Origin of the sequence: Frankia sp. CcI49 (genome assembly GCF_001983215.1) — a bacterium.
GTDB classification, from domain to species: domain Bacteria; phylum Actinomycetota; class Actinomycetes; order Frankiales; family Frankiaceae; genus Parafrankia; species Parafrankia irregularis.
The window spans coordinates 64130-78024 of the sequence record NZ_MOWP01000020.1 but is presented as its reverse complement, the minus strand read 5'-3'; the positions used below and the strand labels follow the sequence as shown (position 1 = coordinate 78024).

10 protein-coding genes are annotated in these 13895 nt (G+C 71.4%); 9 read left to right on the top strand and 1 reads right to left on the bottom strand.

Translation table 11 applies throughout. The annotated features are described in order from the left end of the window. Positions 1-7: 7 nt before the first annotated feature. The 9 genes from CcI49_RS19420 (at position 8) to CcI49_RS19380 (ending at position 11622) form a co-directional block, all read left to right on the top strand. Positions 8-1162, top strand: a complete 1155-nt coding sequence (locus CcI49_RS19420; protein WP_054569854.1) for an amidohydrolase family protein — start codon at positions 8-10, stop codon at positions 1160-1162. A gap of 81 nt (positions 1163-1243) precedes the next feature. Next, on the top strand, positions 1244-2458 hold the full coding sequence (locus CcI49_RS19415; protein WP_076828319.1) for a CoA transferase: 1215 nt from the start codon (positions 1244-1246) through the stop codon (positions 2456-2458). A gap of 22 nt (positions 2459-2480) precedes the next feature. After that, a complete protein-coding gene (locus CcI49_RS19410) occupies positions 2481-4169 on the top strand; it encodes an AMP-binding protein (RefSeq protein WP_198955574.1) in 1689 nt (562 codons plus the stop codon). 130 nt (positions 4170-4299) lie between these two features. Further along, positions 4300-5637, top strand: coding sequence for an ABC transporter substrate-binding protein (locus CcI49_RS19405; RefSeq protein WP_076828317.1), 1338 nt, complete (start codon positions 4300-4302; stop codon positions 5635-5637). A 24-nt stretch (positions 5638-5661) separates the two neighbouring features. Further along, on the top strand, positions 5662-6723 hold the full coding sequence (locus CcI49_RS19400) for an LLM class flavin-dependent oxidoreductase (RefSeq protein WP_083749611.1): 1062 nt from the start codon (positions 5662-5664) through the stop codon (positions 6721-6723). Then, positions 6720-7769, top strand: a complete 1050-nt coding sequence (locus tag CcI49_RS19395; RefSeq protein ID WP_054569857.1) for an aminoglycoside phosphotransferase family protein — start codon at positions 6720-6722, stop codon at positions 7767-7769. Before CcI49_RS19400 ends, CcI49_RS19395 begins: the two co-directional genes overlap by 4 nt. Positions 7770-7852: 83 nt before the next feature. Further along, positions 7853-8962, top strand: coding sequence for an ABC transporter substrate-binding protein (locus tag CcI49_RS19390; protein WP_076828583.1), 1110 nt, complete (start codon positions 7853-7855; stop codon positions 8960-8962). 251 nt (positions 8963-9213) lie between these two features. Next, complete coding sequence (locus CcI49_RS19385; RefSeq protein ID WP_083749631.1) at positions 9214-10848, top strand: class I adenylate-forming enzyme family protein; 1635 nt, start codon at positions 9214-9216, stop codon at positions 10846-10848. Between the two features lie 132 nt (positions 10849-10980). Beyond that, complete coding sequence (locus CcI49_RS19380) at positions 10981-11622, top strand: PadR family transcriptional regulator (protein WP_076828315.1); 642 nt, start codon at positions 10981-10983, stop codon at positions 11620-11622. A gap of 85 nt (positions 11623-11707) precedes the next feature. On the opposite strand, the gene CcI49_RS19375 is transcribed toward CcI49_RS19380, so the two are convergent. Next, positions 11708-13867: an acyl-CoA dehydrogenase gene (locus CcI49_RS19375; RefSeq protein WP_076828313.1), complete on the bottom strand. Its 2160-nt coding sequence runs from the start codon at positions 13865-13867 to the stop codon at positions 11708-11710. Positions 13868-13895 lie beyond the last annotated feature (28 nt).

The following is a 13895-nucleotide window of genomic DNA, read 5'->3' as shown; positions in this document are numbered from 1 at the left end:
AGTGCACATGTTGCCAACGACCACCCGAATCATGTCGGCGGACGACCATCTGATCGAACCGGCCCACCTGTGGGTCGACCGTGTCCCGGCGAAGTACCGCGACGGCTGCCCGAAGATCGTGGAGGTCGAGGGCCGGCAGGCCTGGCTCTACGAGGGTGAGCACACCTACATCCCGATGGGCTCCTGTCGTGCGCTGCCCGGCTTCTCCGAGGCCGGCTACCCGCCGGCGCCCGGCACCGCCCGCTTCGACGAGATCCGTCCCGGCTGCTACGACCCGGTCGAGCGGCTGAAGGACATGGACATCGACGGGACGTGGGGCCAGCTCTGCTTCCCGAACTACGCACGGTTCGCCGGGCACCGCTTCTTCCTGAACGTCACCGACCTGGAGCTGGGGCTCGCCTGCCTGCGCACCTACAACGACTACCTGCTCGACGAGTGGTGCGCGACCGACCCCGAGCGCCTCTTCGGCGCCGTCATCCTCCCGCTGTTCGACGTCGAGAAGGCCGTCGAGGAACTGAAGCGGGTGCTCGCCAAGGGCGCGCGGGCGATCGCCTTCTCGGAGAACCCGACCGTGCTCGGCCTTCCCTCGGTCCACACCGACCACTGGGATCCGCTGTGGGCGGTGGCGAACGAGGCCGGCATTCCCGTCTGCATGCACATCGGCAGCTCGTCGCGACTTGTCACGACCTCCGCGGACGCCCCGCCGACGGTGCTCGTCGCGCTCAACGGCGTGAACTCGATGATGGCCGGCGTCGACTGGCTGTTCGCCGGCATTCTGGAGCGCTTCCCCCGGCTTAAGGTCATCCTCTCCGAAGGCGGCGCCGGGTGGATTCCGTACATTCTCGAGCGGGCGGAGAAAGCCTTTCACGACGGCCGCCTGAGCCAGGACACCTCCATCGGCCAGGCCGGCGTCAAGGCCACCCGGTCGCCCCGTGAGGTGTTCGCCGAGCACATGTACGTCTGCCTGGTCGACGAGCGGTTCGCGCTGCGCAGCCTCGCCGACGTCCCGGTGGACAACCTGCTGTTCGAAGGCGACTTCCCGCACGGGGACGGGCTGTGGCCGAACAACCGCGCCTACCTGGAGAAGGCCCTCGCAGACGTGCCCGACGCGGACGCCGTGAAGATCGCCGAAACGAACCTGCGCGGTCTGCTGCAGGCCTGAGTTCGTCCTTCGTCCTGTCTCGCCCCGCCTTCGCCGATCGGCGTTCTCGTGACCGAGAGACCGACGAGAAACCGGAGAGTCATGCCCTACGACCTGCTTGCCGGTGTGCGCGTCATCGAGGCGTCGATGTACGCGTTCGCGCCGTCCGCCGGCGCCGTGCTCGCCGACTGGGGTGCCGACGTCATCAAGATCGTGCCGCCCGACGTCCGCGACCCGATGAGCGGCAACATCATCGCCGGTCTGCCGGAGCGCGAGGTGGGCGTCGCGTTCATGTGGGAGATCACGAACCGCGGGAAGCGCTGCATCGGCGTGGACCAGCGCACGGAACAGGGCCAGAAGATCGTGGCGGAGCTGGCGCGCGGCGCCGACGTCTTCATCACCAACCTGCTCCCGGACGCACGCCGCCGGTTCCGGGTGGACGCCGAGGACCTCACCGCGATCAACCCGAACCTCGTCTACGCCCGGGCGAGCGCGCACGGGCCGGCCGGGCCGGAACGTGACGCCGGCGGCTTCGACCACACCGACTTCTGGGCGCGCACCGGGATGGCCCACGCGGCCAGCCAGGTGAGTGACGAGTTCGTCCCGCAGCCCGGCCCGGCGCTCGGCGACCTCGCCTCGGGCGCCTTCCTGGCTGGCGGCATCGCGGCCGCGCTCTTCCGGCGAGAGCGCACCGGCCGCGGTGGGGTCGTCGACGTCTCGCTGCTCTCCTCCGGCATGTGGATGTTCGGGCCCGGGGTGGTCGCGAGCCAGCTCTACGACGTCGACGCGATCCCCCGCAACCGCCACCACGAGCTGCCGAACCCGTTCGTCGCCGCCTACACCACCCGGGACAACAGGCTCGTCTACCTCTCCGGCATCCAGACGGAGAAGCACTTCGACCGCTTCTGCGAGACCGTCGACCGCACCGACCTGCTCACCGACCCGCGGTTCGCGACCGCCGCGGGACGCGCGGAGAACGCGGCGGCCTGCATCGCCGTCCTCGACGAGATCTTCGCCTCCCGCGACCTCGCCGAATGGATCACGCTGCTGGAGAAGATCGCCACCCCGTGGTCGCTGGTGCAGACCGCCCGGGAGGCGGCAGAAGACCCGCAGGTGCGCGCGAACAACTTCGTCACGACCGTCCAGAAGGACACCGTCACCTACCCGCTGGTGGCCAGCCCCGCGCAGTTCGACGGCGTCGCTCCGGCCCTCGCGCCGGCCCCCGGCCACGGCGAGCACACCGACCAGGTCCTGCTGGAGCACGGCTACAGCTGGGACGACATCGTCCAGCTCAAGATCGACGGAGCCGTGCTGTGACGACCGGACGGGGGCTGTCCCGATGACAAGCGCCGCGTTACCGATACCGGCTTCCACCACATCCGCGCTGACCGCCGCCACCCTCTGGCAGCTCGTGCAGCGGCGCGCCGACGCGACGCCGGACGCACCGCTGCTGCTCGACGACCTCGGCCGCACCCTCACTGCTGCCGGGCTGCGGGACGCGGCGGCAGCCACCGCCGCCGGGCTGCTGGACCTGGGGGTCGGCCACGACTCGGTGGTGAGCTGGCAGCTGCCGACCTCCCTGGAGGCGGTGGTGCTGGCCGTGGCCTGCGCACGGCTCGGGGTCAGTCAGAATCCGATCGTCCCCACGCTGCGTGAGCGCGAGGTCTCGTACATCGTCGAGCAGGTCGGCACCACCCTGCTGGCCGTCCCGCCGGCCTGGCGCGGATTCGACCACCAGGTGATGGCCACGGCCATCGCCGCCGCCCGTGGCTTCCGCATCCTCGTGGTCGACCATCGTGCCGCCGCCGCGGCCGGCGAGCTCGGCCTGCCGACAGGCAGCGGCCCGCTCCCGCCTCCCCCACCGCCCACGGTCGATGCGGCGCAGGAGATCCGCTGGATCTACTACACATCCGGGACCACGGCAGCACCGAAAGGCGTGCTGCACACCGACGCCTCGGTGATGGCCGCCGCGGCCGGCTCGGTCACCGCGATGCGCCTCGGCCCGGACGACGTCTACCCGATCGCGTTCCCGATCGCGCACATCGGCGGCACCGTCATGCTCGCCGCCGCCCTGGCATCCGGTACGCGGCTGCTGCTGGTGGACGCCTTCGACCCGGCGACCAGCCCGCTGACGATGGCGGCGCACGGCGCGACCATCCTGGGCTCGGCGACACCGTTCCTGCGGGCGTACCTCGCGGCCCAGGCCGGCCAGCACCACGGCGACCAGCACCGCGGCAGCGGCGACGCCGACGCCGCTGCCGCTGCACTGTTCCCGCGGCTGCGGGTGGCGGTCAGCGGTGGCGCTGCCAAGCCCGCCGGCCTGCACCGGGAGATCGCCGACGCGCTCGGCGGACGCGGCCTGGTGTCGAGCTGGGGCATGACCGAGTTCCCGCTCGCCACCCACGGCGCCCTGGACGACACCGACGACGACCTGGACCGCACCGAGGGCCGCCCGGCGCCCGGCGTCGAGGTGCGCGTCGTCGGGCCGGACGGCCGGGACTRCCCGGCCGGCGTCGAGGGCGAGCTGCTGGTTCGCGGTCCGCAGCTGTTCGCCGGCTACCTCGCCGCGGCCGGGTCGGATGCGGGCCGTCGGCGGCCGATCGGCGAGCGGCGGTCACGCCCGGCGGAGCTGTTCGACCCGGACGGCTTCTTCCGCACCGGCGATGTCGGTGTCGTCGGCCCGCGTGGGCATGTCCGGATCTCCGGCCGGCGCAAGGACATCGTGATCCGCAACGCGGAGAACATCTCGGCGAGCGAGGTCGAGGAGGTCATCTCCACCCATCCGGCGGTCGACGAGGTGGCCGTCATCGGACTGCCCGACCCACGCACCGGCGAACGCTGCTGCGCGGTGATCACCCTTGTTCCCGGGGCGGCCCCGGTCGGCCTCACCGACCTGGCCCGCCACTGCGAAGACGCCGGCCTCGCCCGCTACAAGATCCCGGAACAGGTCGAGATCGTCGACGTCCTTCCCCGCACCGACATGGGGAAGATCGCCAAATCTGTCCTCCGGAACCGGTTCCAGCCCTGACACCCCGACCGACCGCCATCCCCCATGGCCCGGGGTTCCCGCAGCTCTCCCGGCCCCATGTCCGCTTCCGCGCCCGACAGGGCGCAGCTGACACCCGGCTTCCCGCACCCGCACGCCCACGGAGGAACCGATGAGACGATCCAGGACCGGACTGGTCATCGCCAGCGTTCTCTTACTCAGCATCGCCGCATGTGGCGGCGGAGACGACTCCACCGCCACCACGGCGATCGATCAGAAGATGTTCGACCCGGGACCGGCCACCGGCTGGGACAACACGGGCCTTTCCGTGGACCCGGCCAGCCTGAAATGCGCCGACCCGGGCGGCCCGCAGGCCCGCGGCGTGACCGACACCGAGATCCGGGTCGGTGGCCTGTTGAGCATGACCAGCCCCGCCGGGGTGGCGCTCGCGGCTGCCGAGGCCGGGGCGAAGGTCCGGTTCGACCGTGCCAACGCCGAGGGCGGCGTGAACGGCCGGAAGATCAACTATGTGGGCACCCTCGACGACGGCAGCGACCCGGCCCGCAACGTCTCCCAGGCCAAGGCACTCGTCAACGAGAACGTCTTCGCGGCCGTTCCGACGATGGTCCGCTCGCCCAACTATCGGGACACCTTCTGCAACGACGGCGTGCCCTACTTCGGCTGGGGCACCCAGGAGGCGTACTGCGACACCGCGATCGGCTTCGGTATCACCGGCTGCCTGGTTCCCAGCTCGGGGCACAGCACCAGCTCGGCGTGGGGCATGGTCGGGCGGTCGATTCTCGGTGACAAGGCCACCGGCGGCAGCGTCGCGGCCATCGGGACCGACCAGGACAACGCACGTCTCGGTCTCGCGAGCATCACCAGGTCGTTCACGCAGTCCGGGATGAAGGTCGTCTACGACAAGAGCCCGGTACCGGCGGCCGGGCTGGCCGACGCCACCCCGATCATCGGGGACGTCATGAGCGCCGACGGTGGCGCGCCGCCCGACCTGGTCGTGCTGACCACGGACTTCGGGCCGACCGCGAAGATCGCCGAGGCCCTCGCCGCCGCCGGCTACCAGGGCGCGGTCCTGAGCGCCGTCGGCTACGACCCACGGCTGGAGGGGTACGCAGGACTCCAGGGCACCTACACGCTGCTCCAGTGGTCATCGACACAGACTGACTCGCCCGCGATGAAGCAGCTCGAGGCCGACTTCGCCAAGTACGCCCCGGACCAGGCGGTAGGGCTGGTCGCGATGGCCGGTTACTGGTCTGCCGACTTCTTCCTCGACGCGGTGGCCAAAACCGGCAAGGACCTCACCGTCGACAACCTGTTGAAGACCATCAACGGCGGTGGCTACACCTTCCACCGGGACGGCGCGCTCGCCGAGACGCAGTGGCCGCTCAACCACACCATCTCGGCGCCGTGTGCCAGCACTGTCAGGCTGCAGGACAAGAAATACGTCGAGACCCTGAAGCTCTCCTGCGGCGCCCCGCTGCCCAGCAGCTGACCGTCGACCGACCAGCGGCCCATCATGGATGCGACAGACTCGGCGGCGCGACAGACGCCGCGGACTCGACAGGCGCGGGAGCTGCTCACGGGCGGCGAGGTGACGGTCGGCTGCGTGGCACCGCGATCCCGGGCCGGGGTCGCCGCGCTGGAGGCTGCCGGCGCGGACGCGCTCTGGGTCGGCGGGCATGTCGCCTCGCCGAACCAGAGCCCGGAGGCGATGGCGTGGCTGGCCCGGCTGAGCGCGCAGGCGGAACGGGTCGTCATCGGCACAGCGGTCCTGCTCCTGCCGCTGTACCAACCCGCCATCGTCGCCAAGCAGATCGCCGATCTCGACACGGCCACCGACGGCCGGATCGCGCTCGGGATCGGAGTCGGCGGCGAGTACCCGGCCGAGTTCGACGCCTGCGGGGTGCCGCTGGCCGGGCGGGGCCGCCGCACCGACGAGGCGATCGGGGTGCTGCATGACCTGTGGGGCGGCACCCCGGTCGACCGGCCCGGCCCGCTGTTCCCGATGACGGGCGTGCGGATCGGCCCGCCACCGTGCCAGCCGGGTGGGCCGCCGGTCATCGTCGCCGGCCGCCGGGAGCCGGCGATGCGCCGGGCCGCCCGGCTGGGCGACGGCTGGATGCCCTACCTGTACTCCGCCGAACGCTATCGGCGGTCCGTCGCCGTCGTCCGAGCCGAGGCACACGCGGCCGGCCGCGCCCTGGACGGCTTCGTCTGGGCGGCGTACCTGCCGGTGGTCGTCGACGACGACACCGAGGTCGCCCGGCGGCGCGCGGCCGAGTTCCTCGGCGGGACCTACCGGCAGGACTTCCTGCCGATGGTCGACCGGGTCGCCGTCGCCGGGACCTCGGCACAGGTGGAGGCACGGCTGCAGGACTACATCCGAGCCGGGGCCCGCCACCTGGTGCTCCTGCCGGCCGTCCGTGACGGCGGCGACGACCTGCTCCTTCGTCTCATGACGGACATCGCTCCGCGGCTGCGCGCGGCACCCGCGGAGCAGCCGTCCACCGCCAGCCCACCGGGGCCGGACGGCGGCGACAGCGACAGCGGCAGCAGCGATAAGAGAGGCCAAGAATGACCGTTCCCGTTCCCGGCACGCTCGACGAGATGCTGTCGCCGGACTGGCTGACCGGCGCGCTCGGCGCCCGCTTCCCCGGCATCGCCGTCACCGCGGTCAGGCCAGGACCCGTGATCAGCCGGATCGCCACCAACGCCCGGTTCCGGATCGAGTGCGCGGATGGTGTCCCGGCAGGGCTTTCCCCCGATCTGTGTGGCAAGGGCTACTTCACCGAGGCAGGCCACGCGTTCCGGCACGCGGGGATTCCGGAGGCTGGTTTCTACCGGGATGTGGCGGCCAGATCCGGCGTCCGAACGCTGCGCAGCGTCTACGCCGACGTCGACCCGCGGGAGCGGCAGGGCGTCGTCATCACCGAGGATGTGATCGTCGAGGGCGCGGAGTTCCTCGACGCACGCAGCGACTACACGCCCGACCAGGCCGCCGAGAGCCTCGCGCAGCTCGCCACCCTGCATGCCTCGACCTGGGGCGCCGCCGACCTCGCCACCACCGAATGGCTCGCCCCGCGGCTGACCAGCTATCTCCAGCTACGCGGGGTGGACGAGATCCGGGTCAACTTCGACGGGCCGATCGGCGCCGGCGTGCCGGCGGAGGTGCGCGACGCCGGGCGGCTGGTGCACGCCTACCGTTCGCTTGCCGCGCTGACCAGGCAGGACGATGAGCCCTGGTGCGTGATCCACGGCGACGCCCATGTCGGGAACGTCTTCCTCGACGGCGCGGGCCGGCCGTCCTTCCTCGACTGGCAGCTGGTCCAACGCGGGCCGTGGTACCTCGACGTCGGCTACCATCTCGCCTCCGCGCTGACCGTCTCCGACCGCCGCCGAACCGAGAAGGACCTCGTCGCGCACTACCTCGAACGGCTGCGGTCGGCAGGGGTCGAGACGCCGCCCGACAACGCCGTCTGGCAGGGGATCGGGCGCGGCATCATCCACGGCCTCTACCTGTGGGCCATCACCCTCAAGGTCGACCCGGCGGTCACCAGCCTGCTGCTGACCCGGCTGGGTACCGCGGCGGCTGACCACAACGCCCTCAGCGCATTCGACCGATGACCCACGACAGTGCGACCACCCGCCTCACCGGACACCACCGACCGGAAACGGGAACCAGCGCCAAACAGGACGGAGCACCGACGATGACGACGACGTCGATCGAGGACCGCTGGCTACGCCTCGAGCCGATCAGGATCGGCTGGCTGGGCATGGAATGGCAGCGTTTCCAGCGAGAAATCCAGATGGCCTTCGACGAGGGCATCGAGCGCGGCCTGCTCGACCGCCGCTACGAGTTCCTCTTCGAGGACAACGCGGGTCTGCCCCAGGGAACCGCCAAGGGCGGCATCGACGCGTTCAACCGGCTGGTGGACGCCGGTTGCCTGGCGGTGGTCGGCGCCAACTACACCGACTCGGCGATGGCGCTGGCCGAGCACGCGAACGCCCGGAAGGTCCCGCTCATCAGCATGTGCGGAACCGACGCGTTCCACGGCGAGTACTGCTTCCGGCTCGGCAACGGTGACGTCGGAGGCGACCCGGCGTTGATGGTCAACTGGTTGAAGCGCGAGGGCCACCGACGCGTGGCGGTCGTCATGCCCTGGTCGCCGATCAGCCCCGAGTACGTCCGGTTCTTCCATCAGGAGTGCCGCCGGCTCGGTATCTCGGTCGCCGCCGTCGAGTCGATYACGAACAAGACCACCACCGACGAGCTCGCGGAGAAGTTCGCCCTGCTGCGCGACTCCGGGGCCGATGCGCTGGCCTGGCTCGGTTACGGCGGCCTGGTCGTGAACGGGACGGTACGCGCAGCACTGGAAAAGATCGACTGGGATCCGCCGCGAATCATGACCACCGCGTTCATGCAGTACATCTGGGGCTTCGAGCAGCTGGAAGGCTGGGTCGGCATCGACCAGTGGTGCCCGGAGAACCCGCGCATGCACCGGTTCCACGAGCGGTTCGTCGCCCGCTACGGCGAGGACCCCTGGATGTGGCCGAACGCCATTCCCGGCCTCGCCTACGACATGGCCGCGACCACCGTCGAGGCCCTGCACCGCGCCACCGTCCTGACCGGCCAGGGCGTCAAGGAGGGCATCGAACGGATCCGCTTCATGCCGGCCGTCACCGGTGGCCCGAACACCCACATCGCCGGCGGCCCGTTCGACCACCAGCTGTTCAAGGGCGACTGGCTGCACTTCGGCCGGGTCCGCGACGGCAAGCTCGAGTTCGCCGGCCTCTTCGAGCCGACCGACGACTACTGAGGAAATGTCGACGTCCGGAGTCCTGATGGATTCGTGACCACGTTTCCAGTTACCTGTGACACCGAATGAGGCCGACCGGCTCCTTCCTCCCGTTCTGGAACAGGAGCCGGCCGGCCGTCGGCGTCGATATCGGGAGGGCAGAGATGCTACGGTGGCCCGACCTTCACCGGGTCCCTGAATCGGCTCGCGCACTGCTCCTCGGGCCCGGTGCGCCATTCGAACTGGCCCGCGAGGACGTTCGCGGTGTCGAGATGACGGTTTTCGCGAACCGGCCGCGCAACGTGGTGGAGGTGCTGCGCGCCGCGGGCCGCGATCACGCCGACCGGCCATATCTCATCCTGGGCGACCGCACGGTCACCTACGCCGAGGCCACGGCGGTCGCGGAACGCGTCGCCGCCGTGTTACACGGCCGGCACGGCGTCCGGCGCGGTGACCGGGTGGCGCTGGTCGGCGCGAACAGCGTCGAACACGCCCTGACCATCTGGGCGGTCGTCCTGCTCGGTGGGGTCGTCGTCGGCCTGAACGGCTGGTGGACCGGGCCCGAAATGCGCCACGGCCTCGTGCTGACTGGTCCCCGGCTGCTGGTCGGGGACGAACGCCGGCTCGAGCGGATCGAAAGGCTCGCAGGGATGGCGGATGCCGGCCTGCCGGTGGTGACCTTCGACGAGCTGGCCGCCGAGGCCACCGTGAGCGTCCCGGACGCCCTCGACCGATCGCAGTCGTCCGTCCGGGACGTGGATGTGGACGAGAACCTGTTCGCCTGCGACATCGGTGAGGACGAGCCGATCGCCGTGCTGTTCACCAGCGGGACCACCGGCCGCGCCAAGGGTGCGGTGCTGAGTCACCGCGCGGTCGTCAACTTCGGCCTGGACGCTAGCCTGCGCGGCGCGGTCGAGGTGGTGAGCGGGGATGCCGCGCCGCCCGCCGGGGCCGCCGTCAGCGTGCTCGCGAGCCCGCTCTTCCACATCTCCGGACTCGGCCCGCTGCTCGGCGCTGCGCCGCGATCCGGCATGACGCTGGTACTCGCTCCGCCCGGCCGCTGGGATCCCGCCGCGCACCTGGAACTCACCCGCCGGTACGGCGTCACCCAGTGGACCGGCGTCCCGACCCAGTTTCTCCGCCTGCTGGAGCATCCCGACCTCGACCCTGCCACGCTCGTCACCCTGCGGGGCATCGGTTGCGGCGGCGCGCCGATGCCCCCGGAGCTGCCCCGGGTCGTCGCCGAGCGGCTACCGGGCGTGCGGGTCAGCAGCGGCTACGGGATGACCGAGACCTTCGGGGTGGGCACGGCGATCGGCGGTACCCGGCTCGTCACGCATCCCGGCGCCGTCGGGGTACCCACGCCGACCTCGGAGCTGATGTTGCGAGACGCAGACGGTTCCGAGCTCACAGCAGATGGCGACGTCGGCGAGATCTGGCTCCGCAACCCCAGCGTCTTCCTCGGTTACTGGAACGACGAGGAGGCCACGGCGGCGGTCCTCGACGCCGATGGCTGGTATCGCAGTGGGGACTACGGCCGGATCGTGGACGGCATGGTGTACCTGGAGAGCCGCCTGCGCGACCTGATCATCCGTGGCGGCGAGAACATCTACCCGATCGAGATCGAGAACCGGCTGATCGAGCATCCGGGCATCGCCGAGGCCGCGGTGATCGGGGTGCCACACCACCAGCTCGGCCAGGAGGTGCTGGCTGTCCTGGTCCCCCACGATGGGAGCATCCTCGACCCGGCGGAAGTACGCGACTGGGTCGCGGCCACGCTGGCCGCCTTCAAGGTCCCCGCCCGGATACGCATCGTTGACGCCCTGCCCCACAATGCGTCCGGCAAGGTAATCAAGCGCGATCTCGAGGACCGTTTCGCCGAGGACGCCGATCTTCCACACCCTTGACCCGGCAGCATCCAGCCGGGTTCCGGAGCTGCCGTCCATCGAACCGACGAAGGACGGGCTCGTCGCTCACCGGCCGGCGTATGACAGCCTGGCGCGGCATCGATGTGACGCCGTGGGAAAGGGAGTGCAGCAGTGCCCCGACGGGACGCGGCCGGACTGCCGCCGACCAGCTACGCGGTGCTCGGGCTGTTGGCAGTCGCAGACGTGCCGTTGTCCGCGGTCGAGCTCAAGACCCGCGCGGACTTCAGCCTGCGGTTCTTCTACTGGGCGCCGGCGGTCAGCCATATCCGCAAGGAGCTGGCTCGCCTCGGTGAGCTGGCACTCGTCACCGCCGAGGTGGTGCCGGCGCCGCGGGCCCGGCACACCGTCGTCCACGAGATCACCCCAGCGGGCCGGGCGGTGCTGCGCGGCTGGCTGGACGACCTGCCCGACGACGAGCCCGTCGTCGTCAAGGATTCCGTCCTGCTGCGGGTGTGGCTGGGTGCGGAGGGCGAGCCAGACCAGATCGTGCGGCTGCTAGACCAGCACCTGGCGCGAACCCGGGCCGCGATCGACGAGCTGCAGTGGGGCCGGCGGCGAGCCCGCGAGGTTCATCTGGACGAAGTGACGCGGCTGCGTCACTCCCGCGCCGTCGGCGACTACGTGCTGCGCCGGATGTACGCCGAACTCGCGAGCCTCACCCAGCTGCGAGACGAGATCGCCGATCGGCCGACCGAGCCACGCCCACCCATGGCCGGCCCGCCGCCCCTGCACGACTACGACGAACCGGAATGACGACCGGCGACCGCCCGTCCAGGTCAGCTCAGGTCAGGTCAGGTCGCACGCGGGGCCGCGGCGTGCGCCGGTCAGCGGGAACGGTTCAGATCGCCAGCGGATCACGCGGCAGGCCGAGAATGCGTTCCGCGATCTGGTTGCGGGCGATCTCCGAGGTGCCGCCCGCGATCGTCGCCGCGCGGGAGATCAGCTGGCGCCATCCGACGCCGCCGAGCTCGTCACTGAACGCGGTCTGCTCACCGACGAGGTCGGCGGCCAGGGTCGCGGTGCGCTGCGCGTGCTCGGCGACGACCAGCTTGGTGACATTGCCCTCCGGTCCTGGGCCGCCACCGGCGACCGCCCGCTCGGCGCGGCGCAGGTTCAGCTGGCGCAGTGCGAGGTTCTCAGCCAGGTGCGCGCCGATCCGGGACTCGGCGCCGGGCAGCCGGTGACCGTGTGCCCGGTACAGGTCGAGGTAGTCGACCGATCCCATCATGTCGACGCTGCCACCGAGGCTGACCCGCTCGTTGCCGAGAGTCGCGCGGGCGACCGTCCAGCCCGCTCCCGGCACCCCGACGACGTCGGCGTCCGGGACGAAGACATCGGTGAAGAAGACCTCGTTGAACATGCTGTCGCCGGTGCTCTGGCGCAGCGGGCGGATCTCCACTCCGGGGGCGGCCATGTCGATCACCAGGGTGGTGATGCCGTTGTGCTTGCCGACCCCGCGCTCGGTGCGCACCGTGGCCAGGCCCCAGCGCGCCCGGTGTGCATCGGAGGTCCAGACCTTCTGGCCGTTGACCACCCAGCCCCCGTCGGTCCGCACCGCCGAGGTCCGCACGGCGGCGGCGTCGGAGCCGGCGGCCGGCTCGCTGAACAGCTGGCACCAGATCTCGTCCCCGGCCAGCGCGGGCCGGACCCACCGGTCGACCTGGTCGGGGGTGCCGTGCTGGATCAGGGTGAGGATGACCCAGCCGGTGATCGACAGGTTCACCCGCGCGACGCCGGCGGCCCGGAACTCCTCCTCGATCACCAGCTGCAGGCCGGCGGGGGCCTCGATCCCCCACGGCTTCGGCCAGTGCGGCTGGACGTAGCCGGTCTCGATGAGGCGCTGGCGCTGCTCGGCCGCGGGCAGCGCGGCGATCTCCGCCGCGAGCCGCCGGACAGCCGGTCGCTCGGCCTCGACCTCGGGCGGCAGGTCGAGGGCCGTCTCGCGCGTCACACCGGCCACGCTCAGCCGGGTGACGTCGGCCGCCGCCTCGATCGGGGAGAACAGTGCCCTGAGGACCACGGCGCGCCGCTGCAGCAGGTGGGCGTCGTGCTCCCAGGTGAAGCCGATCCCACCATGCAGCTGGATGTTGCGCTCCGCGTTGGTGACGAAGGCCGGCAGGGCAAGCGCTGCCGCGACCGCCGCCGCCAGCACGAACTCGTCCTGGGGTCCCGCGGCGGCCCGCGCCGCGTCCCACGTCGCCGCGGTACCGAGCTCGGCCGCGACCAGCATGTTCGCCAGGTGGTGCTTGACCGCCTGGAAGGTGCCGATCGTGCGGCCGAACTGCTCACGGACCTTCGCGTACTCGGTCGCGGCCGTCACGCACTCATGGGCACCGCCGACCGCCTCGGCGGCGACCAGCGTGCGGACGACCGCCTCCGCGAAGGGGCGGGCCCCGGCGAGGACGGCGTCAGCGGCGACCGGCACATTGTCGAGGCGCACCCGGGCCGACGGGCGGGAACGGTCGAGGTTCGACGCCGGCACCTCGACCATGACTCCCGGCGCCGCGGCCGAGAGCACGACCAGGTCGTCACCGACGGCAACCAGCAGGATTTCGGCCAGGCCACCGCCGAGCACGGCACCGGCATCGCCGGTAAGCACGTCGCCGCCACCCGTCAGCGTCCCGCCGAGACCGATCGCCGCCACCGTCTCGCCACCGGCGAGGGCGGGCAGCAGCCGGGCGCGCAGGTCCGGGCTGCCCTTGGCCGCGATGACCGCGGAGACCGCCAGCGTCGGCAACACAGGGCCGGGGGCGACGGCCCGGCCGAGTTCCTCGACCACCGCGACAAGCTCCGGCAGCCCCGCCCCGCCACCGCCGAACTCCTCCGGAAGGTGCAGGCCGAGCAGGCCGAGCTCGGCGAGCCCCTTCCAGAAGTCCGGCACCGCTGTGGGCGGCGCGTTCAGCAGTTCCCGGCCCGCGGCACGCGCCCCGTGGCTCTCCAGGTAGGCCCGCGTTGTACGCGCGATCTCCTGGTGCTCGTCGCTGATGGCGATCGCCATGACGCCTCCCCTTCGCCGCGCCCATTAA